This window comes from Thermoanaerobacter uzonensis DSM 18761 (genome assembly GCF_900129115.1).
Classification (GTDB): Bacteria; Bacillota; Thermoanaerobacteria; order Thermoanaerobacterales; family Thermoanaerobacteraceae; genus Thermoanaerobacter; species Thermoanaerobacter uzonensis.
Genome location: NZ_FQUR01000016.1, coordinates 1 through 25469, shown reverse-complemented (window position 1 = coordinate 25469; position 25469 = coordinate 1). Strand labels below are relative to the sequence as shown.

At 34.1% G+C, this 25469-nt stretch carries 22 protein-coding genes and 1 riboswitch; of the genes, 13 read left to right on the top strand and 9 right to left on the bottom strand.

All coding sequences use genetic code 11. From position 1 onward, the window contains the following. Nucleotides 1–84: 84 nt before the first annotated feature. The 4 genes from BUB32_RS09810 (at nucleotide 85) to BUB32_RS09795 (ending at nucleotide 5512) form a co-directional block, all read left to right on the top strand. Nucleotides 85–939, top strand: a complete 855-nt coding sequence (locus BUB32_RS09810; protein ID WP_072969224.1) for a carbohydrate ABC transporter permease — start codon at nucleotides 85–87, stop codon at nucleotides 937–939. Between the two features lie 2 nt (nucleotides 940–941). After that, nucleotides 942–1772, top strand: a complete 831-nt coding sequence (locus BUB32_RS09805) for a carbohydrate ABC transporter permease (protein WP_072969223.1) — start codon at nucleotides 942–944, stop codon at nucleotides 1770–1772. 73 nt (nucleotides 1773–1845) lie between these two features. After that, a complete protein-coding gene (locus tag BUB32_RS09800) occupies nucleotides 1846–3090 on the top strand; it encodes an ABC transporter substrate-binding protein (RefSeq protein WP_072969222.1) in 1245 nt (414 codons plus the stop codon). Between the two features lie 79 nt (nucleotides 3091–3169). Continuing rightward, nucleotides 3170–5512, top strand: a complete 2343-nt coding sequence (locus BUB32_RS09795) for a glycoside hydrolase family 65 protein (protein WP_072969221.1) — start codon at nucleotides 3170–3172, stop codon at nucleotides 5510–5512. A gap of 39 nt (nucleotides 5513–5551) precedes the next feature. Here the strand turns inward: BUB32_RS09795 and BUB32_RS09790 are convergent, their stop codons facing one another. Beyond that, the gene (locus tag BUB32_RS09790) at nucleotides 5552–7282 is read right to left on the bottom strand and encodes a S8 family serine peptidase (protein ID WP_072969220.1); all 1731 of its coding nucleotides are present in this window, start codon (nucleotides 7280–7282) and stop codon (nucleotides 5552–5554) included. Between the two features lie 354 nt (nucleotides 7283–7636). After that, nucleotides 7637–7724: riboswitch (cyclic di-GMP riboswitch) on the top strand. Between the two features lie 62 nt (nucleotides 7725–7786). Between BUB32_RS09790 and BUB32_RS09785 the strand changes: the two genes are divergently transcribed. The 5 genes from BUB32_RS09785 to BUB32_RS09765 all read left to right on the top strand — a co-directional run bounded on the left by BUB32_RS09785 (nucleotide 7787) and on the right by BUB32_RS09765 (nucleotide 11856). Further along, nucleotides 7787–9118 (top strand): sigma-54-dependent transcriptional regulator, encoded by a 1332-nt coding sequence (locus BUB32_RS09785; RefSeq protein WP_200773876.1) that lies wholly within the window; start codon nucleotides 7787–7789, stop codon nucleotides 9116–9118. A 168-nt stretch (nucleotides 9119–9286) separates the two neighbouring features. Then, nucleotides 9287–9895 carry a cell wall hydrolase gene (locus BUB32_RS09780; RefSeq protein WP_072969277.1) on the top strand — a complete coding sequence of 203 codons (609 nt, stop codon included), beginning with the start codon at nucleotides 9287–9289 and terminating at the stop codon, nucleotides 9893–9895. Between the two features lie 96 nt (nucleotides 9896–9991). Further along, a complete protein-coding gene (locus BUB32_RS09775) occupies nucleotides 9992–10534 on the top strand; it encodes a Mur ligase family protein (protein ID WP_072969219.1) in 543 nt (180 codons plus the stop codon). 111 nt (nucleotides 10535–10645) lie between these two features. Beyond that, on the top strand, nucleotides 10646–11293 hold the full coding sequence (locus BUB32_RS09770; protein ID WP_042832691.1) for a single-stranded DNA-binding protein: 648 nt from the start codon (nucleotides 10646–10648) through the stop codon (nucleotides 11291–11293). Between the two features lie 35 nt (nucleotides 11294–11328). After that, nucleotides 11329–11856: a cob(I)yrinic acid a,c-diamide adenosyltransferase gene (locus BUB32_RS09765; protein WP_072969218.1), complete on the top strand. Its 528-nt coding sequence runs from the start codon at nucleotides 11329–11331 to the stop codon at nucleotides 11854–11856. Between the two features lie 26 nt (nucleotides 11857–11882). On the opposite strand, the gene dapD is transcribed toward BUB32_RS09765, so the two are convergent. The 7 genes from dapD to BUB32_RS09730 all read right to left on the bottom strand — a co-directional run bounded on the left by dapD (nucleotide 11883) and on the right by BUB32_RS09730 (nucleotide 19838). Beyond that, entirely contained in the window at nucleotides 11883–12599 is a 717-nt protein-coding gene (gene dapD / locus BUB32_RS09760; protein ID WP_072969217.1) for a 2,3,4,5-tetrahydropyridine-2,6-dicarboxylate N-acetyltransferase, read from the bottom strand. 6 nt (nucleotides 12600–12605) lie between these two features. Beyond that, on the bottom strand, nucleotides 12606–13361 hold the full coding sequence (gene dapB / locus BUB32_RS09755) for a 4-hydroxy-tetrahydrodipicolinate reductase (RefSeq protein WP_072969216.1): 756 nt from the start codon (nucleotides 13359–13361) through the stop codon (nucleotides 12606–12608). Continuing rightward, nucleotides 13361–14254 carry a 4-hydroxy-tetrahydrodipicolinate synthase gene (gene dapA / locus BUB32_RS09750; protein ID WP_072969215.1) on the bottom strand — a complete coding sequence of 298 codons (894 nt, stop codon included), beginning with the start codon at nucleotides 14252–14254 and terminating at the stop codon, nucleotides 13361–13363. Before dapA ends, dapB begins: the two co-directional genes overlap by 1 nt. A gap of 13 nt (nucleotides 14255–14267) precedes the next feature. Then, nucleotides 14268–15257 (bottom strand): aspartate-semialdehyde dehydrogenase, encoded by a 990-nt coding sequence (locus BUB32_RS09745; protein WP_072969214.1) that lies wholly within the window; start codon nucleotides 15255–15257, stop codon nucleotides 14268–14270. Nucleotides 15258–15410: 153 nt separating this feature from the next. Continuing rightward, nucleotides 15411–16226, bottom strand: coding sequence for a hypothetical protein (locus tag BUB32_RS09740; RefSeq protein ID WP_072969213.1), 816 nt, complete (start codon nucleotides 16224–16226; stop codon nucleotides 15411–15413). Nucleotides 16227–16274: 48 nt separating this feature from the next. Then, on the bottom strand, nucleotides 16275–18077 hold the full coding sequence (locus tag BUB32_RS09735; RefSeq protein WP_072969212.1) for an ABC transporter ATP-binding protein: 1803 nt from the start codon (nucleotides 18075–18077) through the stop codon (nucleotides 16275–16277). Between the two features lie 12 nt (nucleotides 18078–18089). Continuing rightward, the gene (locus BUB32_RS09730) at nucleotides 18090–19838 is read right to left on the bottom strand and encodes an ABC transporter ATP-binding protein (protein ID WP_072969211.1); all 1749 of its coding nucleotides are present in this window, start codon (nucleotides 19836–19838) and stop codon (nucleotides 18090–18092) included. 99 nt (nucleotides 19839–19937) lie between these two features. Between BUB32_RS09730 and BUB32_RS09725 the strand changes: the two genes are divergently transcribed. From BUB32_RS09725 to BUB32_RS09715, 3 genes are all read left to right on the top strand, one after another. Further along, nucleotides 19938–20219 (top strand): hypothetical protein, encoded by a 282-nt coding sequence (locus BUB32_RS09725; RefSeq protein WP_042832701.1) that lies wholly within the window; start codon nucleotides 19938–19940, stop codon nucleotides 20217–20219. 159 nt (nucleotides 20220–20378) lie between these two features. Continuing rightward, entirely contained in the window at nucleotides 20379–21713 is a 1335-nt protein-coding gene (glnA, locus tag BUB32_RS09720) for a type I glutamate--ammonia ligase (protein WP_072969210.1), read from the top strand. A gap of 20 nt (nucleotides 21714–21733) precedes the next feature. Then, a complete protein-coding gene (locus BUB32_RS09715) occupies nucleotides 21734–22306 on the top strand; it encodes an ANTAR domain-containing response regulator (protein WP_042832703.1) in 573 nt (190 codons plus the stop codon). Between the two features lie 305 nt (nucleotides 22307–22611). Here the strand turns inward: BUB32_RS09715 and iadA are convergent, their stop codons facing one another. Further along, a complete protein-coding gene (gene iadA / locus BUB32_RS09710; protein ID WP_072969209.1) occupies nucleotides 22612–23787 on the bottom strand; it encodes a beta-aspartyl-peptidase in 1176 nt (391 codons plus the stop codon). A 132-nt stretch (nucleotides 23788–23919) separates the two neighbouring features. Here iadA and pdxR point away from each other — a divergent pair, with 132 nt between their 5' ends. Beyond that, complete coding sequence (pdxR, locus tag BUB32_RS09705) at nucleotides 23920–25353, top strand: MocR-like pyridoxine biosynthesis transcription factor PdxR (RefSeq protein ID WP_072969208.1); 1434 nt, start codon at nucleotides 23920–23922, stop codon at nucleotides 25351–25353. Nucleotides 25354–25469: the final 116 nt, after the last annotated feature.

Genomic DNA, 25469 nt, shown 5'->3' with positions numbered 1-25469 from the left:
TTATTTTTTTTAAATTGTAAGCGCTTACAATTTTAATATGAAAAGCGCAGTGAAGATTTTAAGCTTACGAAAGGAGAATATGGCATGTCTTATGTAAACTTCGTAAAGAAATACAAACTTGAAATTGCCATGCTTTTACCATTATTATTGTATATTTTAGGTTTTACTGTATACCCTATCATTCAAACTATTACTTTAAGCTTTCAAGACCAGTATACTAAAGCATTCACATTGGCAAATTATAAAGAGATTATAGGTAAAACAGAATTTAAACAGGCTTTTTTTAACACAGTAGCTCTTACATTTATAAGCCTTACTTTGGAAATGACAGCAGGACTTGTAATTGCGCTTATTTTAAGAAGAAGTTTCAAAGGGAAAGGGCTTTTGAGGTCTTTGATGTTGGTTCCTATGGGAGTTCCTACCCTTGTATCAGGTGTCGCTATGACATATATTTTCGGATTGAATGGTTATTTTAATGAACTTTTAGAAAAATTACACTTAATTAAACTTCCTGTGGATTGGGCGAGCGGTGGTTTTAAGACATTGCTTATGGTTTCTGTAGCTGATATGTGGAAAGTTACCCCACTGGTTATACTATTGCTTTTGGCTGGTCTTGAAAGTATAGCAGATGAAGTTTATGAAGCTTCCAATATTGACGGGGCAACTGCGTGGCAAACTTTTAAATATGTGACATTGCCACTTTTAAAACCCTCTATAACGATGGCCTTGATATTAAGAGCGATAGATGCTTTTAGAATATTTGAACTTGTACTTGTTCTTGCCGGTCGTGCTACTCCTGTTATTTCTACCTTTGCATATGATGAGTATAACAATTATGCAAATGCCTATACATCTGCGGCAGCATCTACAATATTGCTCCTAATAATAGCAGTATTTATAGTAAGCTACTTAAAAATAGCTGGTACTAAGGAGGAATAATGATGAGAAAAATAGATATTAGTGAAAAGATTTCAAATACAGCGTATATTCCAATAGCTATAATAGCAGCAATATTAATGATTATACCAGTATATATACTTTTTATAACTTCTTTTGCAGTGCCAAGTGATATATTAAAGCCTCATCCAGATTTTTTTATTACTCGCTTCACTTTGGACCATTGGAAAGATGTATTTCTTTCAGGAAATATATGGCCTCCTTTTAAGAAAAGTTTTGTAGTGGCAACAATGACTACCATCATTGCAATTATAATAGCTGCTCCAGCGGCTTATGTTATAGCGAAGATGCCATCAAAAATAAAATACGCAGTAGTATTATCACTATTTTTTACAAGGATGTTTCCTGATGTAGGTATTGCTCTTCCGATAGCAGTTGAGTTTATAAAATTAAATTTAATGGACACTTATCTAGGATTGGTTATGGCACACCTTATTGTAAATTTACCTTTTGCAGCATGGATATTGGTTGGAACTTTTGAGACAATACCAAAGGACCTAGAAGAAGCTGCATTAGTTGATGGAACAAGTAAATTGACGGCATTGATGAGGATTATAATGCCAATTGCACTTCCTGGCATAGCTGTTACTGCTATATTTGTATGGCTGAATTCCTGGAATGAATTTACTTATGCACTTTATTTGACTATTTCAGACAGGACTTTGCCTCTTCAAACTTACTATTATGTTCAAAGAGGAGGAATTTTTGATTCTGCCACATATGCAGCAGTACTCACAATCCCTGTAATGCTTGTGACATTCTTCTTACAAAAGTATATGAAGAGTGGATATCTTGCAGGTGCTGTTAAAGGTTAGTATATACGTATCCGAATTTTTCGGATACTGTATATAAATAAAAAATTAAATTTTAAGGAGGTTTTCTGAAGTTATGAGGAAGTTTTATGCTAAGGTAATAGCAGTATTAGTGGTTCTTTCCCTTTTGGGTACCCTTATCGCAGGATGCGGGAGTAAAAATGTGTCAGATGCGAGGAAAAAAGTCTTAAAAGTTTCAATGGGACTTGGAGAAGCAGAGTGGAAAGTGATGAAGGAAGATATTTTTCCACCATTTGAGCAAAAGTATGGTGTAAAAATTGAGCCTCTTCAAATTGAAGCAGGAGACCTTATTAAAAAGTTAGATGCTATGCACAAAGCAAATGCGATGGATATAGATATTATAACTCAAGATAACATGCAACTTGCTCCGCTTGTGGCAAAAGGGCTTGTGGAAGATTTGTCTCAGTATAGAGACATGATACCCAAGGAAGTAATACCAAGTCTTGTTCCAGTTGGAGAGTTTAATGGAAAATTGTACTTTATGCCTTATAGACCAAATGTAGAGATAGCTTTTTACAACGCAGATAAATTCAAAGAATATGGTTTGAAACTACCTACAAATTGGGATGAGCTTTTACAGGTTGCAAAGACTTTTAAAGAAAAAGAGGGTATAGGCAGAGTTATAATTAAAGAAAATTTGGGGCCTGACAGCACAGTTCAAATGTTTGACCTTATAAGGTCTGCTGGTGGTGACCCAACAGTATTGAACGATGAAGGTTCAATAAAAGCATTTACATTCTTGAAAGAATTACAGCCATACCTCTCTCCTGACTCAAAGAAAGCTGACTGGAATACACCTGTAGAATATCTCGCAAAAGATAGTGTATATTTAGTTGAAAATTGGCCTTACACCGCAAACGTTCTTGTAGAGCAGTATGGTAAAAAGAACATTTTGGCATATCACGGTTGGGCAGGTCCGGTTAAAGAGTCCCACGTTTTAGGAGGAGAAGTTATAGGAATACCAACTGGTGCACCTAATAAAGAGATGGCAATAAAGTTTATGCAGTATCTCATGAGTAAAGAAGTTCAAGAAAAACTTGTGGCTAAATTGGGATGGCCATCAATGAGAAGCGATGCTTATGGTAAAGTTGCAGATTGGCAGAAACCATATTTTGAAGCTATAAATGAAGCATTAAAACATGCAGAACCGAGGCCAAACCTTGTATACTGGGCTGATGTAGACAAGGCTATAAATGGAGCACTAAGAGAGATAATCTTTGAAAATAAACCTATTAAACCTACTCTTGATAAATATCACAACATGATAGAAGAAGCTAAAAAAGCCGCAGAAAGCAAGTAAATGCTTTAAATTGATTTTGGTCGGAAACGACTTTGTTTCCGACCAAAATTTTGAATTAAAGTAAGAGTGGAGGATGGATATGGCCAACAAAACGAAGAAACCAATTTACCCTTTTGAAGATTGGGTTATAAGAGAGACGCAGTTTAGTATAGACACTAACTACAGAAATGAAACTATTTTTGCTTTAGCAAATGGATATATTGGAATAAGAGGAACTTTTGAAGAAGGATATTCAGGGCCTAAAAATACCTCTTTTAATGGGACTTATATCAATGGGTTTTATGAAATACACGATATAGTTTACCCTGAAGGGGGATATGGTTTTGCAAAAATAGGTCAGACAATGTTAAATGTGGCAGATAGTAAAATAATAAAATTGTATGTAGATGGGGAACAGTTTGATTTACTAAAAGGGAAAATCCTATTTTATGAGAGAGTACTTGACATGAAGAAAGGTTTTGTAGAAAGAAAAGTAAAATGGGAATCCCCTACAGGAAAAGTTTTAGAGGTAAAAATAAAGAGAATTGTATCATTAAATAGGCAACATTTAGCGGCAATTTCTTTTACTGTGGAACCTGTAAATTTTAGTGGGAAAATTAGATTTATTTCCGCTATTGACGGAAATGTTTCAAATATAAATGATAGTAAAGATGTAAGAGTAGGTTCAAATTTAAAAGGAAAAGTTTTAAAGACTATAGATAAAGGTGTAGAGGATTTAAAAGGATGGATTGTTCAAAAAACGCAAAAGAGCAATTTCTCCTATGTTTGCGCGATAGACAATGCATTAGTGGGAGATAGTAAATATGAAGTCTCAAATAGTTTAGAAGAAGATGGAGTAAAAGTAATTGTAGATCTAGAGGCTGAAAAAGGCACCTCATACACATTGAATAAATTTATTTCCTATTACACTTCAAAGGATTTTGATGAATATAAATTGGTTGCTCTTGCTTTAGAAGAAATAGAAAAAGCCAAAAATGACGGCTTTGAAACGATAGAAAAAGAGCAGGAAGAATTTTTGAATTCTTTTTGGGAAGATGCTGATGTAATCATAGAAGGAGATAAAGCTCTGCAGCAAGGCATACGCTTTAATGAATTTCATTTACTTCAATCTGTCGGAAGAGATGGGAAGACAAATATTGCAGCAAAAGGGCTGACGGGAGAAGGTTATGAAGGCCATTATTTTTGGGATTCTGATATTTATATAATGCCTTTCTTTCTTTATACAAAGCCCGAAATTGCAAAAGCTTTGGTAATGTACAGGTATAATCTTTTAGATGCAGCAAGATCCAGGGCAAAGGAATTAGGTCACAAAGGAGCTTTGTATCCTTGGAGAACGATAGATGGGCCTGAATGTTCTGCATACTTTCCGGCTGGTACGGCACAGTATCACATAAATGCTGATATAGTTTATGCTTTAAAAAGATATGTGGAGGCTACAAATGATTTGGACTTTCTTTATGACTATGGATGTGAAATATTATTTGAAACTGCAAGATTTTGGGAAAATTTAGGAGCGTATATTCCTCTTAAGGGCAATAAATTCTGCATAAACTGTGTCACTGGTCCAGATGAGTATACTGCATTGGTTGATAATAACGCTTATACCAATTACATGGCAAAAATGAATTTGGAATATGCCTATAATATTGCAAATAAAATGAAAAAAGAAGTGCCTGAGAAATACCAAAAAATTACTTCTAAGTTAAATCTAAAAGATCAAGAAATTAATGCGTGGAAAAAAGCTGCTGACAATATGTACCTTCCTTATTCAAATGAACTTGACATTATACCACAGGATGACAGTTTTTTATATAAAGAAAGGATAACAGTAGATCAAATACCACAAGATCAATTTCCACTTTTGTTGCACTGGCATTACCTAAATATTTATAGATATCAAATATGCAAACAGCCTGATGTGTTGCTTTTGATGTTTTTACAGAGAGAAAAATTTACTAAAGATGAACTTAAAAAGAATTACGATTATTATGAACCTATTACCACTCACGACTCTTCCTTGTCGCCAGCTATATTTAGCATACTAGCCAATGAAATAGGATATACTGACAAAGCTTATAAATACTTTATGATGACTGCAAGAATGGATTTGGACGACTACAATGACAATGTTAAGGATGGAATTCATGCTGCTTCTATGGCAGGAACATGGAGTGCAGTTGTGAATGGCTTTGGTGGAATGAGGGTTTATACAAATGAACTTCATTTTGAGCCGAGACTACCTAAAGAATGGAATTTGCTCTCTTTTAATGTGAGATACAAAGGTAGAAAAATAAATATCAAATTAACCAAAGAAAGTGTTGTGTTTGCACTATTAAAAGGAGAACCTATAGAAATCTACTGCTTTGACGAAAAAATTTTACTTGAAAAAAGAGAAAATAAAGTAGAAAGTCGTAAAAATTAAAGAAGTATGGAGCCAATCGGCACCATACTTCTTTAATTTTTATATGTCGTTATTTGAAAGGGTGAGTGAACCGCCGCCCGTACTTAAATCAAAGTAATAATTTCCACTGCCTCTGTATGAATATACTTTGATGTAATAGGTTCCCGTTTGTGTTGGAATATATGTTATTGTTTCCTGCCTTTGTGTTCCAGTTGAACTTTTAATAAGAGTACCAGTTGGGCCATAGAGGTATATATCGAAATCAGGGTTATAGTTTGCCCAATCAGGTATTATGAAAGTTATTGCGATAGGATATGATGTGTTTGTCACGTTAAATGTCCAAATGTCACTGTAACCAGACCCAGGGAGCGAATCTTTAGCATAATAATGGTTTGGCACAGATATATTAGTTCCTGTGAAATTTCCAGCTGTTTTAATTGCTTCATATGCATCCAATCTTCCTGCACCATAGTCAATGTTTTTGCTTGGAGGCCCCCAACTTTTTGCAGTAGTCATTATTATATTTTTTACATCAATTGGTGCAAGGTTTATATTTGCACTAAGCATAAGGGCTACTGTACCTGCTACAAAAGGTGTAGCCATGCTTGTACCACTGTATGTCACATAGCCATTTATAGAATTTGCTTTTGCGGCAGTTATATTATATCCAGGTGCTGCAATGTCAGGTTTTATCCTTCCGTCAGCTGTGGGACCACGGCTAGAGAAGCTTGCAAGGTTGAATCCAAGTTCTCCTACATCTGCCATTGCTGCAACAGTTATGGCTTTTTCCGCTGCACCAGGTGATCCTATGGTGTACCTTGCAGGACCTGAATTTCCAGCTGCAACTACTACTACAATTCCGTTATCTACGGCGCTGTTTACTGCTAATGAGGTAGAGTCAGTTCCATCAGAACTTGTAGAAGTTCCAAGGCTTAAATTTATGACTTTGATTCCGTATACATCTTTGTTTTGAACAGCCCAATCAATTCCTGCCGTTACGGTACTCATACTTCCGCTTCCATTCGAATCAAGTACTTTTATTCCTACCAAAGCCGCACCAGGTGCAACACCTGTATAAAGGCTGTTACCCGCCCCAGTTCCTGCTGCAATGCTTGCTACATGAGTCCCATGTCCATTATCATCGTAAGGGGTAGTTTTACCGTTTACAAAATCTCGCCATCCTATTATTTTGCCACCAGCAAGGTCAACATGGGAACCATCAATGCCTGTATCAATAATTGCTATTACTATATCATTTTTGGAGTAAGAGGAAGGATTACCATCTCTGTTTCCAGTTACGCCAAAGTCACTTCTCGCTTTTGTAACGCCAAACCATTTTGTTGCGGTGTCTAATGTCGCATATACAGGCTCATCATACTCAATTTGCTTTACTATATCCAATTTTGACAAAGCGTTTATTTGTCCTTTAGTTAAAGTAGCAGCAATTCCTGGAATAATTTTGTATTTGTGCTTTATATTAAACTTTCCAATGGATTTAGAAATATTCAATAGTTCGTTATCATCTATGTTTTTGTTGAAGGTTATTACGACAGGGAATTCCGCACTGTCAGGCTTATCAGTAAGCTTTGCTTCCAGGTTATCAAAGATTTTGTTTTTGTTAGAATCTTGCATCAAAACTTTTTGAATTTGAGGAGGGTAATTTTTTGCTGGAAAGTCGCCAGATAAGTTTGTTAAGTTGGGTTGAGCTTGGACTAATACTCCACTTAGCGACATTAAAGCTACAATTAACACAAAGGCCAGTAAAGCTTTTAATGTTTGTCGGCTCTTCATTTTTTCTTACCTCCTTAAAAATTTAATATTTTTTTAAATTTAAGTCAGCCCTTCTAGTCGCTAAGTGAAACTGTTTCTTTCTTCTATTTATCATCTCCTTTCTGTAAGATTTATTTTCTATAATAAAACTCAAGCAATTTTTATGCCAGTTCACTGTATATGGACAAAATGTATAAAAGTTTTTAAAATGTATAATTTTTTATACACATTTTTATACACAAAAGAATGGATAAACACATACATTTAGAAATTAGTATAAATTTAACGAATTATGTAGAAAAAATCTTTTTTAAAAATAGAAGGAAAATTCATATTTATGTCGAAATAGTAATATAGGGAAATTAAATAAATTTTTGTTGAAAAAGGCAAACTCGTCGAAAGGCGGGGACGCAAAGCTACGGGTCTAATGCAATAGTTTTGCTATGATAGCCGGGCTACCAACATTTATATATGACCTCCTGCCTTTTGGTAGGAGGTTTATAAATTAAGGAAGTGGTGTTTTATATGACTAATAAGGAAAAAATTTATAATATTATTGTAGAAAAAAGTAAAGAATTTGATATTCAAAATTTTTTGATAAGTAGAAAAGGTGGAATCACTACAGAAGAAGTAGCACAACTCTTAAAAATGGCTCGACCCAATGTGTCTTTTATTTTAAATCATCTTGTAAGAGAAGGGAAAATAGTTAAAATTATTTCAAAACCCGTGTATTATATTGAAAAAGATAGATTAGCTTATTTTTTAGGGAATAAGGTTAAAGAAGAAATGCTTCTAAAAGACTTAATTGATTTTTTACACTTAAGAAAAGGAAAAGAATGTGCTTTTGAAAATATAATAGGACATGATGGCAGCCTCAAAGGACAAATAGAACAGGCCAAAGCAGCTGTATTATATCCTCCTTATGGGCTCCACACTCTTATCATAGGACCGCCTGGCTCTGGTAAATCTTTTTTCGCGGAGATGATGTACAAATTCAGTCTTCAAAATGGTAGGGTAGGACCTCTGGAAGTGTTAAACTGCGCGGATTACTATAACAATCCTCAACTTCTTATGTCTCATTTGTTTGGACATGTTAAAGGGGCTTATACTGGAGCTGATGTAGATAAGATAGGTTTAGTCGAAAAAGCCGATAAAGGGATATTATTCCTTGACGAGGTTCACCGCCTACCTCCAGAGGGCCAGGAGATGCTCTTTTACCTTATTGACAAAGGAGTGTATAAAAGATTAGGAGATACTGTTGAAAGAAGGGCTAACTTAATGATTATAGCAGCTACTACAGAGAAACCAGGTTCCTTTCTTTTAAAGACTTTTATGAGGAGAATACCCGTTGTCATTCAACTTCCTTCCTTTGAGGAGAGACCTCTTGAAGAAAAAATTGAAATGATTATTTATCTTTTTAAAGAAGAAGCCAAACGCCTAAACTTAAATATTGTTGTACATCCGGAAGTAATTTCTTTGCTTTTGTCTTTGCAATATGAGGGAAATATTGGGGAATTGAAATCCCTCCTTCAATTAATTTGCTCTAAAGCTTTTTTAATGAACTATGGGACAAATAGGAATTTTTTAAAAATTGATCTTACTTTGTTACCTCAGAATTATTTAAAACTAGGGCTAAATGATAGAGTAGTTTTTGATAAATTTTTAATCATTTCTCCTGAAAAAGAAAAGAAAATAGATAGATATGATTTTTATGAATTTATCGCTATGAAATATCATGAATTAAAAGAAAGGGGAATTAAGGGGATGTTACTTGAAAAGGGAATAATCGATTGTATTAATAACTTTTTAGAAAGCATTTTGGAGGATAATTTTAGAAAAAATGGGAATTTTCCATAGATTAGTATATCTAAGAATATATCACTATAATATATCATCACGGAGATATTTTTAATTAATGGTGGATTATCGGGAAATACGAAGGATGACAATATTAAGAGAAGAGTTTATAATTGTAATCGAATTAACTCCTGCTATTGCGCAACAATAGAAAGGAGGAAACTCATGATGAAGAATAAAATTTTGAAAATTTCTGTAGCATATTTAATGATATTTATAATGCTAGTCGGAGGAATTACTTCGGCATACGCTTACGACAAAATCCACGTTGTTTCAAAAGGTGAATCATTGTATTTAATAGCGAAATGGTATGGTAGTGATGTAAATAACATAAAACAGGCAAATGGGAATTGGAGCGATTTGATATATCCTGGTGAAGAATTAGTGGTGCCAGTAGATGAAAATAGTGCTTATTACAATTATCTTGTTGACAGATATTTAATCGCAAAAATGATTTATGCTGAAGCGCGTGGAGAAAGCTTTGAGGGTCAGGTCGCTGTAGGTGCGGTGATTTTGAATAGAGTAAAAAGCGGTATTTTCCCAAATACTGTAGCAGGAGTTATATATCAGCCAGATGCTTTTGAGTCTGTGGCAAACGGAGAATTTTTCAATCATGAACCTGACCTTACAGCTTTTAAAGCAGCAGATGCAGCTTTAGCCGGATGGGACCCAACAGGAGGAGCCCTATACTTCTTCAATCCAGCTACTTCAACTTCTTGGTGGATATGGACAAGGACAATTACAAATGTGATAGGACACCACTGGTTTGCAATATAGGAAGGCATAAGCCTTCCTATATTGCATATATTTTACATTATAAAATTTTACTTTTGTAAAAGAATAAGAATAGCATTAAAAATAGGAGCTGATTATATGGTATATATATTTGTAGGAGGAAGTTCAGAAAAAAGTTCAATTATAAAATTTTTATCCTACTGTGTACATTCTAAAGAAATAGTGATAGAAGAGTTAAAGAATTATAAAGAGAGAGCGGATATTTTAATTATCTCTGATATTCTATGTGATGAGGATTTTCGCAAGTTAAAAAATTATATTTATAATTTTCCGAGCGGTATTATGATAACAAATGCAGATGATGAGCTATCAAATAAACTCTTTGCACAGGGAATAAATTCTACCCTTATAACATGTGGTTTAAATCCAAAGTCCTCCATTACTGCTTCTTCAATATCTTATGAAGAAGAAGGTTATGAATTTAATTATTGCGTACAAAGGTCTTTTTTTAATTTAAAAGGCAAATTAATAGAGCCATTGGAAATACCTGTTGAAATAAAAGTTCCTGGACAGTATAATATATATAACTCATTATTTGTAATAACTGTATTATTAATTTTGGGGTATGAAATAAAAGATATACAAAATGTGGTTAAAACCTTTGAGAGTAGTGAACAGTGATAAATTTTAAAGATAATTTTTAACGATTACTTTTGCCACCTGTCATAATTGCTTGCTAATTTTAATATATATTTTTAGAAGGACACATAAGGGGAAGGGGAGAGTGAACACATGGCAGGCAACTTTTTGGAGAACAACGTAGTTGTAGTGGTAGGGAAAATTTTTACTGATTTAGAGTACAGTCATGAACTATATGGAGAAGAATTTTTTAATTTTATTTTGGAAGTTCCAAGATTGAGTGAAACGAAAGATTATCTTCCTGTTACTATTTCTAACCGTTTATTTGAAGGTATGAATTTACAGGTAGGCACAAGGGTAAAGATTGAAGGACAATTGAGGTCATACAATAGAAAATCTCCAGAAGAGGGGAAAAATAAGTTGATTTTGACCATATTTGCTCGAGACATGATGGTATTGTCGGAAGATGAAGTAGTGAAAAATCCGAATGAAATTTTTTTGGACGGCTTTATTTGTAAAAAACCTGTTTATAGAACTACTCCTTTTGGCAGAGAAATAACTGATTTATTAATTGCTGTAAATAGGCCTTATAACAAATCTGATTACATACCTGTCATAGCGTGGGGGAGAAATGCGAGGTTTTCTGAGAAGTTGGAAATAGGAGATCGTATACGTTTGTGGGGAAGAGTACAGAGTAGGGAATACCAAAAAAAATTAGGAAATGGAGTAGTTACGAAGGTAGCTTATGAGGTTTCTATTACAAGGATGGAAGTGGTTGAAAAAGAATTACAAAAGAGTTAGAATGGAAGTAACAGAGGACAAAGGGGGAATAAGTTTTGGAGAGAGGGCTTATACAAGTTTATACTGGAGATGGCAAAGGAAAGACTACGGCTTCTATTGGTCTTGGCATAAGGGCAGTGGGAAGAGGATTTAAAGTATACATGGTACAATTTCTGAAAGGAACAGATACAGGAGAACTTCATACACTTAAGAATATTGAAAATTTTAAAGTTTTTAGGTTTCAATCAACAGAAAAGTTTTTTTGGAATTTAAATGAAGAGGAAAAGAAGATTCTTGCTGAGGATATGAAGAAAGCCTATGAATTTGTTGTAGATGTCCTCCAAAACAAAAAGTGCGATATTTTAATTTTAGATGAGATAATGGCTGCAATACATAGTAAAGTGTATACTGTAGAAGATGTGTTAAAATTAATAGATATGAAACCTAAAGAGATGGAACTCGTTTTGACAGGTAGAAGTGCTCCTCAAGAAATTATGGAAAGGGCGGATTTGGTTACAGAAATGAAAGCAATTAAACATCCCTTTGAAAAGGGGATACCAGCAAGATACGGTATAGAATACTAAAGCACCCGAAAAATCGGGTGCTTTATTTAACCTCTCAAGTCCTCCATGAGTTTTGTTTTTTCACGAGTTTTGTCATCAGCTACTTTTACAATTTTTGCCGGAACTCCTGCGACTACAGTGTTAGGAGGTACATCTTCTATTACAACTGATCCTGCTGCTATAACAGCCCCATGACCTACTCTTACTCCTTCTAATATTACTGCATTTGCACCAATAAGTACATTATCTTCAATTACAACTGGTACACTACTTGGTGGTTCTAACACTCCTGCTATGACAGCTCCTGCTCCTACATGGACGTTTTTACCTATAATTCCCCTTGCTCCTATCACCGCATTCATGTCTATCATAGAATTTTCACCAATTTCTGCACCTATGTTTATTACTGCCCCCATCATTATCACAGCGTTTTTGCCTATTTTGACTTTATCTCTAATTATTGCACCTGGTTCTATTCTCGCGTCAAGATGCTTAATATCCAGCAAAGGAATTGCAGAATTTCTGCGGTCGTACTCTAAGCGATAATGTTTTATTTTGTCTTTATTTGCTTCAATCAATTTTTCAACGACATCTAGTTCTCCAAAGACGATTTTAAAGTTGTCACAGCCATATACTCCTAATTCTTCGGTTTCTTCAATTTCTATATTCCCTTGTATGTAAGCTCTAACGGGTGTTGACTTTTTTGCCTCTTTAATGTATCTTGCAATTTCATAAGGATTTGTCAAATTATCATTTGTACTCAAATACTATCATCCTTTCTTCACAAGGTCTTCCATCGTATATAAGCCAGGTTTTTGATTTATTATGAATTTTGCAGCTTGTAGGGCACCATAGCCAAAAATTTCACGGGATTGGGCAGAGTGACTTATGGTGATTACTTCATCGTGACCAGCAAAAATTACTTGATGTTCACCCACAATTGTGCCGCCCCTTACTGCGTGTATTCCTAACTCGTTTGGCTTTCTCTGTTCAGTTTTAGTATGGCGTCCATACACGTATTCCTTTTTGTCATTTAGCACTTGGTTTATGCTATCTGCAATCATTAACGCAGTGCCACTTGGAGCGTCTTTTTTCATATTGTGATGCTTTTCTATTATTTCTATGTCAAAATCCTGCTGTAAGATTTTTGCAGCTTCTTTTACAAGGTTTATAAGAATATTCACTCCAAGGGACATATTAGCAGATTTAAAAATCGGTATTTCTTTTGATGCTTCTCCTATGACCTTTAATTCTTCTTCACTGAGTCCTGTCGTGGCAATGACTACTGGAAGCTTCTTTTTTAGAGCGGCTTTCACTAAATTAGGTACAGCTTCATGGTATGAAAAGTCAATTACTACATCCGCTTCTTCTTTTACATCTTTTAAGTCGCTGTAAACAGGAAAGTCGAGAGGAGAGATATTTTTATCTACTCCTGCTACTATTTTAAAATCATAACTTTCTGCTGCTAACTTTGCTACGACTTTTCCCATTTTTCCGTTACAGCCATGAATTATTATTCTAATCATTAATTTGCCTCCTTCAATAAACCATACTTTGAGAGAACAGATTTCAGATATTCTAAGTTTTTATCGCTCATTTCAACCAGTGGGAGACGCAAAGGTCCTACATTAAATCCCATTAAATTCATAGCAGTCTTTACTGGAATAGGGTTTGTTTCTATAAAAAGGGCTTTATTTAGAGGATTAAGTTCTAACTGCATGTCTCTTGCCTTTTCAATATCTCCATTTAAATAAGCGGTTGTCATTTCATGTATTTTTGCCGGGATTATATTTGCCGTAACGGATATTACGCCTAAGCCACCTAAAGACATTATTGGTATTACTTGGTCGTCATTTCCTGAGTATATTTCAAAAGATTTACCCATAATGCGGGCAATTTCAGCTACCTGTACGATATCACCACTGGCTTCTTTTACTCCAACTACGTTGTCTACATGTTTACTCAATTCAAGATAAGTTTCTGGCAGCATGTTGAGAGATGTCCGGCTTGGGACATTATAGATGATAATGGGTATATCTACGTGTCTTGCTATTTCAGTAAAGTGAGCCACTAATCCCTTTTGTGTTGTTTTGTTGTAATAGGGTGTTATAACTAAAAGAGCATCAGCACCTGCAGATTGAGCATATTCACTCATTTCAACAGCATGGGCAGTGTTGTTAGAACCGGTCCCTGCAATTACTGGAATTCTTTCGGCGACTTTCTCTACTGCAAATTTAATTGCCGCTTGTTGCTCTTCTTGTGTCATTGTAGAGGCTTCACCAGTGGTACCACATATGATGATAGCATCAGTTCCTTCTTTGATGTGCCATTCAATAAGCTCAGCAAGTTTTTCAAAATTTACGCCCTCTTCGTTAAATGGAGTAACAATAGCGACACCTGATCCTTTAAAAACAGGCATAATTATTCTCCTTTCACATATTATTAATTAAAAGTTCTGCTATTTGAACGGCGTTTGTTGCCGCTCCTTTTCTTATGTTGTCGGCTACAATCCACATGTTAAGACCGCTGTAAACTGTCTCATCTCTTCTTATTCTACCTACAAAAACTTCATCTTTTCCTGAAGCATAAGTTGCGAGAGGATAAATATTATTTTGAGGATCGTCTTGCACAACAACTCCCGGGGCATGTTTTAAGACTTCTATTAGTTCTTCCATTTCATAAGGCCTTGCAAATTCTATATTGACAGATTCGCTGTGAGAGTTTGCAACAGGGACTCTTACTGTTGTTGGAGATACCTTTATTGAACTATCTCCCATGATCTTCTTGGTTTCGTTTATCATCTTTAATTCTTCCTTTGTGTATCCGTTTGGTGCGAAAGAATCAATGTGAGGAATACAGTTGTTTGCAATAGGATGAGGGAATACTTGGCATGGTTCTCCTTTTAAACTTCTTTCAAGGTCATCTACACCTTTTTTACCTGCTCCAGACACTGCTTGGTAGGTGGATACCACTATTCTTTTTATTTTATATTTGTCGTGAAGAGGCTTTAAAGGAACTACCATTTGAATGGTAGAGCAATTGGGATTTGCTATTATTCCTTTGTGCCATGAAATGTCTTGAGGATTTACTTCAGGGACAACCAAGGGTACATTTTCATCCATTCTCCAAGCGCTGGAATTGTCAATTACGACTACGCCATGAGAAGCAGCTATTGGAGCGAATTGCTTGCTTATAGTTGCACCGGCAGAAAAAAGAGCGATTTGAATGTCTCTTTTAAAACTTTCGTCAGTAAGTTCTTCTACAATGTATTCATTACCTCTAAATGTGATTTTTTGACCTGCAGATTTTGAAGAAGCAAATAAATAAAGTTTGTCAACTGGGAAATTTCTATCTTCCATTACTTTAAGAAAAGTCCTACCTACCATTCCGGTAGCTCCTACAATTGCCACATTAACTCCCATTATTATCCTCCTCTAAAGTTCTAAAATTATGACGATATTTCAATTATACACTGCATTAAAGCAGGTTTATTTAATTTAAAATATATCATTATTATTATATGAAGTCAATAAAATAAGGATTACAGATGAACAAAAAGCCTAAAAAGTAAATTTTTACTTTTTAGGCTTTGCAGTTTGTTCAAGAGATTTTATATCTTGTAAAAGTACGTCTGATTTTATTTTAGTTAAAACTTTATTTTGAGATTTTATTGCTTTTTGTAATTCAGCAACTCCTGCCTCAAATTTGTCAGCTGAATTTTTTGCTTCTTTAGGAAGTTTTGGCTTCAAAGTTTGCCACACAGAATTTATATCTATCAAATCTTTTGAAATTTCTTCCCACTTTTGCACTTCACTTTTAAAAGCAATATCTTGAGCGTAAAATTTTAATCTTTTTATGTCAGTAGGTGCCTCTGATTGAAAAAGGTCTTCTAAATCAGGAATATATTTATACACATTATTTGCATATATCAAAACATCAATTTTTGATTTTTTATTTGCTATAATAGTAAGGTCATTTATAGCGGCACCCATACTATTTATTAGATTTAATTTTGCACCTTCTTTAGTAACTAAAGGAGTTAATGAGTTCCAATCTGTATGAATATTTTTTATTGCTTTGTTAATTTCTTCCCAAGATTTATCTTCAGGAGTTTTCTTTGGTGATTTTTTATCCTCTTCCTTTTTATCTTTTTTTTCTTTATCACTTTGTTTTTCCTGATCACTTTGCGGTTTTTCCTTTATTTTCTGAGCTTCTTTTATTATTTTTTCTATATCTTTTTCTATTTTAGATAGTTCTTTTGGTACTTCTGTTTTTTGACTTGTTTGAGGCTTTTTTTGATGTTTATTTTGTTGTTTATTTTTACAGCCTGATAAGTTGAATAAAAGCAAGAAAATAAAAATGGCACATACTATTTTAGAGTATTTTCTCATACTATCACCTCAAAAATAGTATGTCCATCTTAAATCTTAGTATGCTACTTATGCTTCTTTTTCTATTAATTGATCTTTGTACTGCAACATATATAAGTTATAATACAGACCTTTCTTTTGCAAAAGCTCGTTGTGAGTACCCATTTCTCTTATGCGTCCCTTGTGAATTACAATTATTTTATCTGCGTGCTGTATTGTAGATAGTCTATGGGCTATTACAAGGGTAGTACGGCCTTTTGTTAGTTTTTTTAATGCATCTTGTATAAGTTTTTCTGTTTCTGTATCAATATTCGCCGTTGCTTCATCTAATACTAATATTTTTGGATTAAAAGCTAAAGCTCTTGCAAAGGCTAAAAGCTGTCTCTGACCGGCTGACAAAGTGGAGCCTCTTTCGGTTACTTTTGAATCATAGCCTTCTGGAAGTTTTTTTATAAAGTGATGAGCATTTACATATTTTGCCACCATATAAATATCGTTGTCTGTTATGTTTTTGTTGTTTAGTCTTATGTTTGATTTAATATCTCCCGTAAAAAGAAAGACATCTTGTAATACAACACCTATATGTTTTCTTAAATCTTGTTGCCTTACTTTTCTTATGTCAATTCCGTCAATTAAAATTTCTCCTTTTTGTATGTCATAAAATCGACTCAAAAGGCTTATTATCGAGCTTTTTCCTGCACCGGTTGCCCCTACAAAAGCTACTGTCTCGCCAGGATTGACCACAAAACTTATATCTTTTAATACCCACTCTTTTCCGCTGTAAGAAAACCAAACATTTTTAAATTCTATTTTTCCTTGGATGTCTTCTAAAGGAATAGGTTTTTCAGGGTCCTTTATTTGTTCTTTTGTATCTAAAAGTATGAAAATTCTTTCTGCTGAAGCCATTGCCGATTGAAGTATGTCATATTTTTCTGATATATCAAAAATTGGTTGAAACAGTTGTTGTAAATAATTTACAAAAGCGTAAAGTACGCCAAATTCAATTTTGTGAGATATTATGTCTTTACCACCATACCAGATTAAAAGAGCCAAAGTTAAAGAATATATTACGTCCATCGAAGGACGAAATATTGCAAAAATTGTAAGTTGCCTCATGTTAGCATCATAATAATCTTTATTTATTTTTTCAAATTCTTTGCTTTTTTTATGCTCTGTTACAAAAAGTTGTACAATTTTCATCCCACTTATGTGTTCTGAAAGAAAAGCATTTATTCTGGCGAGGCGAACTCTTACAAGCCTATAAGCTTGTGAAGCTAATTTTCTATATATATACATTCCTCCAATAATTAGAGGGACAGTAGAAAGGCTTACTAAAGTCAGTTTTACATTAAGACTTAGCATGACAATTATTATGCCTAAGATTATAAAAATGTCATTGAAAAGATTAACTATAACGCTAGTATACATTTCATTTAAAGTGTCAGTATCATTTGTGACACGCGTCACTAATCTTCCGACAGGATTTTTATCAAAAAATGACAATGACAAACTTTGTATGTGTTCAAATATTTGTTGTCTTAAATTAAATATTATTTTTTGCCCTGTGTATTGAATTAGATAAACTTGACCATAATTTATGATAAAAGCTGTAGTTATTATTATAAGGTATATAATTCCTATATGTAACACACCATCTATCGCTTCGCTTTTTGGTATTTTACTGTTGTTTATGTAGCTGTCAATAGCAATTTTGACAAGATATGGTCTTAAGAGGTTTGCTGCTGTTATCAGAAGTATAGCTACTGCTGCTGTAAATATGTAAAATCTATAAGGTTTGGCATATGCTAAAAGCCTCTTCATTATTTTAATGTCAAAAGGTTTGGTCATTACTTCTTCTTGTTGGTATTCCATTTTATCACCGCCTTAAACCTCTTTTAATATTGCATCTTCTAATTGTTGTTTTTCATATATGCTGTTATAAAGACCTTTTAGCTTAATAAGTTCTTCATGGGTTCCCCTTTCAACTATTTCGCCATTATCTAATACTATAATTTCATCAGCGTTTTTTATGGTAGAGATTCTATGAGAGACGATTATAGTTGTTCTATCTTTCATATATTCGCGTAAATTGTTTAGTATGGTTTCTTCTGTGTTTGTATCTACAGCAGAGAGACTATCGTCCAAAATGAGGATTTTTGGTTCTTTTATTAAAGCCCTTGCGATAGCTATCCTCTGCTTTTGACCTCCTGAGAGAGTTACTCCTCTTTCACCTACAATTGTTTGATATTGTTTTGGAAAGTCCATTATATCTTTATGGACATTTGCTATTGTAGCAAATTCTTGTATTTTTTCTAAAGGCTCTCCATTGACAAAGGCTATATTATTGGCTATAGTATCTGAAAATACAAAATTGTCCTGAGGTACAAAACCAATGTTTTGTCTTAGAACTTTTAATGGTATTTCATTGATATCATACCCATCAATAAATATGGTATCTTGTGGTACTTTATAAAGTCTTGCAAGTAAATTTACAAGAGTACTTTTACCACTGCCGGTTTTACCTATTATTGCTAAAATTTTTCCCTTTGGAAGACTTATATTTATATTTTTTAACACAGGAGGTAGGCCTTTTTTATAAGAAAATGTGAGATTTTTTATTTCTATATTTCCGTCAATTACTGTAATATTTGGATCGGCATAGTTATCTGTTATTTCGGGTACTTCACTGAAAATTATATTTAGCCTTTCCATAGAGGCAGAACCTCTCTGAAAAATATTTATTACCCAGCCAAATGCCATCATAGGCCAGATAAGCATTCCCAAGTAGCTGGTAAATGCTACAAAATTGCCTAAAGTGATTATTCCTTTTATAACTTGTATTCCGCCATAAAGCAAAGCTATTGTAAAACTTAATGCTGCTAAAAATTGAACAGTAGGGTCAAATAATCCCCAGATTTTAATCATATCCATATTTGCTTTAAAGTTTTTTAGATTTTCTCCTCTAAAATTTTCTATTTCCTCTTTTTCTTGAACAAAAGCTTTAATCACTCTTATACCAGATATGCTTTCTTGAACTTTATCTGTTAAAGAGGCAAATGCTTCTTGAACTTTTAAAAATCTTGAGTGAATGACTTTGCCAAAACGGCTGACTACCAGTGCAATAACGGGCAAAGGAAGTAAAGCTAAAATAGTAAGTTTCGGATCAATTGTAAGTACCATTATAAGTATTATAGAAATACCTAAAAATAATGCATCTACAGACATTATAATTCCAGGTCCTACTGCCATTCTGACGGCGTTTACGTCATTGGTGGCATGAGCCATTAAATCACCTGTTTTGTGTTCATTGTAATATTGTGGCGAAAGTTCAAGAAACTTAGCAAAAAGTTGTTCCCTTAGTTCTTTTTCCAAAAACCTTGACATCCCCATTATTTTCATACGCCAAATAAATCTAAAAGCAAATACCAAAATAGCTATACCTATTATCCATAAAGAATACGTTAACAATACCTTTGGAGTTAAGTCTTTATTTTTAAATAAATCAGTTACTGAACCTAATAAATGGGGAACTATCATTTGAAGCAAGTCTACTGCTAATAAAAAAATTATACCTATTATGTAATCCCATTTGTGCTTTTTTATAAATGGAATAACTGTTGTAAAACTTTTCATAAAACCCCCCCTGAAACTACAGACAGGCATAATTATTTTTGGATATAATATAATTATAACGTAAACCTTTAAAATTTCAAAAAGGAAGGAGGTGTTAAGATGTGGAATTATAAACTCAAAAAAATATCTGTTTTGTCGGTTTTTAAATTTACTTTGATTTACGGGATTGTGATAGGCCTAATTCTGGGACTCATTGGTGGTTTATTTGGTGGACTTTTTGCAAATAGTTTTGGAGTTTTTGGTGTAGGTGTAGTTGGCGGTCTCATTGGCGGAATAGTTTATGGCATAATTTTTTCTATAGTTAGTGCTTTTGGAGCGTGGCTTTTCAATGTAGTTTCTGGCTGGATTGATGGCATTGACATACTTGTAGAGAAAAAATAATAAAAAATTATTAAAACTATATTGCAATGTGGGAAAAAAGTGATATAATATTTCTTAGTTAAAATTTAATAATATTTTCTAAGGAAGGCAAGGGCGTCTTCAAATGGGGTGGTGGTATCCTATTTGAGTGCGCCCTTAATTAATTAAAGGAGGAAGATTATGGGAAAAAAATATAGCAAAGAGGATGTCTTAAAACTGGCAAATGAGTATGGAGTAGAATATGTACATCTTCAATTTAGTGACATCTTTGGAGTAATGAAAAATGTTTCTATTCCAGTAGAAGAATTAAGTAAGGCTCTCAATAATGAAATTATGTTTGACGGATCTTCAATTGACGGATTTGTGAGAATTGAAGAATCAGACATGTATTTAAGGCCGGATCCTGATACGTTTGTGATCTTCCCATGGAGGACAAACTCTGGTGTAGAGGCAAGACTCATATGTGATATTTACAATTACGATGGAACTCCCTTTGAAGGAGACCCTCGCTATGTTTTAAAAAGAAATTTAGAAGAGGCAAAGAAATTAGGTTATCAATTTAATGTAGGACCTGAATGCGAGTTTTATCTCTTTTTGACGGATGAAAAGGGTAATCTTACAACAATAACTCAAGACGATGCAAGTTATTTTGACATGGCACCCGTGGACTTAGGGGAAAACGCAAGAAAAGAAATGGTATCCACTCTTAAGCAACTAGGGTTTCAAATTGAAGCTTCTCATCATGAAGTAGGACCAGGACAACATGAGATAGATTTCAAATATGACGATGCATTAACTACTGCTGACAATGTAATGACTTTTAAAATGGTCGTAAGAATAATTGCTCAAAAACATGGGCTACACGCCACCTTTATGCCAAAACCAGTTTTTGGTATCGCAGGCTCTGGAATGCATATGAACATGTCGCTTACAAAAGATAGTAAAAATGCTTTTTATGACCCTTCTGACCCTATAGGGCTAAGTAAAATATGTTATAACTATATAGGAGGAATTATAAAACATGCAAAAGCTATGACAGCTATTACTAACCCTATTGTTAATTCTTATAAACGCCTAGTTTCAGGCTATGAAGCTCCTGTAAATATTGCTTGGTCTGCAAGAAACAGAAGCCCTTTAATACGAATTCCTGCTAAAAGAGGAGAGTCTACAAGAATAGAGCTTAGAAGTCCTGATCCAACCAGCAATCCTTATCTTGCTTTGGCTGTTGCATTGGCAGCAGGGTTAGATGGTATAAAGAATAATATAACACCGCCACCACCTGTAAATGCAAATATATACCATATGAATAAAGAAGAATTGGAAAACTTAGGGATTGAAAGACTACCAGGCTCTTTAGAAGAAGCGTTAAACGAGTTAGAAAAGGATGAAGTTATAAAAGAAGCATTAGGCGATCATGTGTATACAAAATTTTTGGAGGCTAAAAGAGCAGAATGGGATGAGTACAAAATATACGTTACTCAGTGGGAATTAGATCAATATCTTTCTAAATTCTAAGTTAAATTAGAGGTGTCTCGATGAGCCAATGGCGAATTGTTTTAGCAGACAGTAGCGATTTGTCTCGGCAGTTCATAAAGAATGTGTTATTAGCGAATGGGCACTTGGTTTATGAAGCGAGAGATGGCGGAAGTGCTATAAGGCTTTGTCGTGCTCTCGCTCCTGATTTAGCTATAGCGGATTTGAATCTTGCCAATATAAATGGTTTTGAAGTTGGACGCATTATAAATGAAGATGATATAGCACCTGTAATTTTGATGACTTCTACTCTTCAAAGAGATTTTCTTGAGGAAATAAGAAAATATTCTGTATTTTCTTATTTATTAAAGCCAGTAGACAGAGGGGTACTTTTGTCGACAGTTGAATTTGTTATAGAAAATTACAAAAAGTTTAGGAGCATGAAAGAAGAAATTCAAAAATTAAAGCATGAACTTGAAGCGAGAAAAAAGATTGAAAAAGCAAAAGGATATATTATGAAAGCTAAGGGATTGAGTGAAGAGGAAGCTTATAAAATTATGAGAAAGATGAGCATGGATATGTCAATTCCAATGGAAATAATAGCTGAAATGATATTGCAAGAATATAAAGAATAAGAGGAGAGAGATCGCCTCTCAGACTGTAGACAAACTTTCGCAAAGGAGATATTTTGTAGAAGGAGTGACTTGTGACAAAGCGATAACAAAACTTAGCAAGACCAAGGGTGGAGGCAGGGCCGAAGCCAAGGATGGCGAAGGCGGGCACCTGAGACAGGATGTCGATTGTGCCCGGTACCCTGCCGGAATTCGAAGGTCGAGCTTAGTTTTGTCGCTTTGGAACATCGGAGCTACGATACAAAATATCTCCTTTTGAATATTTTTTTACTTTGTCAACAAACTGAGAGGCGTGAGATCGCCTCCTTTTATTTTTCAAACATGCTTCTTTTTACTATTTTTTTATCTTTGATCATAAATACTCCTTTTGCAATGACAGAATGAATATTTAAATTGCTATCTAATACTACTATATCCCCGTCTGATTTTTCCTTGATACATCCCTTGTTTGGATATAAATTCAATATTTTTGCCACATTTTCTGTTATTATTTTAATTGCTTGTTCTATTGGCAGTATCCCTTCCACTATAACTTCTCTTAAATCGCGGTATAAAGTTTGTGTACTTCCAACCATAACCTTTACCAATTGCTTATTTTCATCAAATACAGGAATGCTGCCATTGCTATCAGAACTCATAGTTACCTTTTCTATTGGCAATTTATTTTCTATAATTTTTTTAATTGCTTCTTTAGGGGTTAAAGCAGTTTTTGTGTGGGCGTCCGGCTTTATATCAGAAGTAAGGTCAATTACGCCACCCATTTCTATAAATTTCAATCCTTGTTCAAATAAATGTCCTATTCTGTTTATATGAGTAGGAATAAATTGCGTAATAGGTATTTCAGTATTTTCCACTATTTCAAATAACGGGGACAATCCTCTTATTCCATCTCCAACGTGTAAGTGAACTATTCCAGGTTTACCACCCAAAAGTGCTCCAACTCTTGCTTCTGCAGCAAGTTTTGTTAAATCTTCAGTAGTTGGTTGTGCAGACCTGTGATCTGAAATGGCAATTTCTCCAGTACCTATTACTTTGTCTATTAAAACTAAATCAGACCTTACACTTCCTGTTAAAGTGCGGGTGGGAAGTTCATAAGCACCGGTATATATGTAGGTAGTTATGCCTTCCTGCTCTAAAGCCCTCGCTTTTGCAAGAAGAGAAGCCATGCTTCTGGTTATTCCATCTGCCCCCAAGAGGCCTACAACTGTAGTTATTCCACCTTTTGTGATATCAGATAGAGTTATTTCAGGTGTCCTTGTGACTGGTCCCCCTTCTCCACCGCCTCCTACGATGTGGACGTGCTGGTCAATGAAACCTGGAACTACGATAAAACCCTGCAAATCTACAATTTCTACATTTCCAAATTCTTTAATGGGTTTTATTTCATTAGCAATCTTTATTATTTTTCCATTGCAAATTAAAATATCTTTTCTACCTAAAGTCTGAGGAGAGTAAACTTCTCCTCCTTTTAAAAGTAAAAACATAATCTCACCTCATTTTGTTCTTTATATTATTTTTTCTTCCATATCCATTATAATACATTTTAAAATTAAAAAGAATTTTTGCCATGATAATGGTATAATAATTGTAGCGATACAATTTTGTGAGGGATGGATATGAATAAAATAACAATTGATAAAAGTAAAAATGTACCTTTGTATATTCAGTTGTACAGCCAAATAAAAAGATTTATAGAGAATGGCAGCCTGCCAGGCGGTTATAAACTCCCTACTATAAGAAGTCTTGCAAAGGAGTTGGGAATAAACAATATTACAGTGATAAACGCTTATAAGCTTCTAGAACAAAATGGATATGTACATACTAAGGTAGGAAGTGGTACTTATGTCTGTGAAGATATAAAAAAAGAAGAGGACCTTGATGAAACCTTTAAATTAACAGACCAAGGAGAAATTCCCTTAAGGAAAGGAATTATAAATTTTGCTTCTTCATCTTTAAATCCAGAGCTTTTTCCAGTGGAGGATTTTGGAGATTTAATCAATAGAGTATTGAGAAGAGATGGAGGATATGCATTTGAGTATCAAGACACAAGAGGATATAAACCATTAAGAGAATCTATAAAAGAATTTGTAAAGAAAGATGAAATATTTACTTATGTTGAAAATATACAGGTAATTTCTGGGGGACAGCAAGGTATAGATGTAGTATCGAAAGCGCTAATAAATTTTGAAGATAGCATAATTGTTGAAAGACCCACCTATTCGTGGGCTTTAGCCTCTTTTGAATCGAGAGGAGCAGAGATTTTAGAAGTAGATTTGCAAAAAGATGGCATAAATTTAGAGGAATTAGAGGATAAGTTAAAGAAGTTTAAGCCTAAGTTCATATATACTATACCTAATTTTCACAATCCGACCGGCATTGTCTATAGTGAGGATAAAAAAAAGAAACTGATAGAGCTGGCGGAAAAATACGAGACTTATGTATTAGAGGATGATTTTGCCAGTGATTTAAGTTTTACAGAAGAAAAGATATTGCCACTTAAAGCCTATGATAAATATGACAGAGTCATTTATATAAGAAGTTTCTCAAAGATATACATGCCTGGCTTGAGGTTAGGGTTTATAATTGCTCCTGAAAGGTTAGTAAGTAGTTTTTTAAAAGCAAAATATGTGACAGATTTATCTACTTCAGGTTTAATGCAAAGAGCCTTTGATTTATATCTTAGAGAAAATATTTGGGAAAGCCATATTGGGGAAATAAAACAAGTGATGAAAAAAAGATTTGAAAAGATGGGTAAAGGGCTTCAAACATTAAAAAATTATGTAGAGTTTGAATATCCTAAAGGAGGCCTTTACTACTGGTTAGGGCTTAAAAACAATATTTCTGCTAAAAATTTGTATTCTAAATGTTTAGAGAGAAATTTACTTATAGTTCCAGGGGATATGTTTTTTGCAATAAAAAAAGAAAACAATTTTATAAGGTTAAGTTTTGCCTCTTGTGAGCTGGAGGAGATAGAAAAAGGGATAAATATACTGAAAGAGGTTTTAGAAGGAGAATCTAATGAAAACGGCATATATCTTCCTATAATATAAAAAAGGCCGTAAGATGGCCTTTCAGTTTGTTGACAAAGTTAAAAAATTTTCAAAGGAGATATTTTGCATCGTCGTTCCGATGTTCCAAAGCGACAAAACTAAAGCTCGACCTTCGG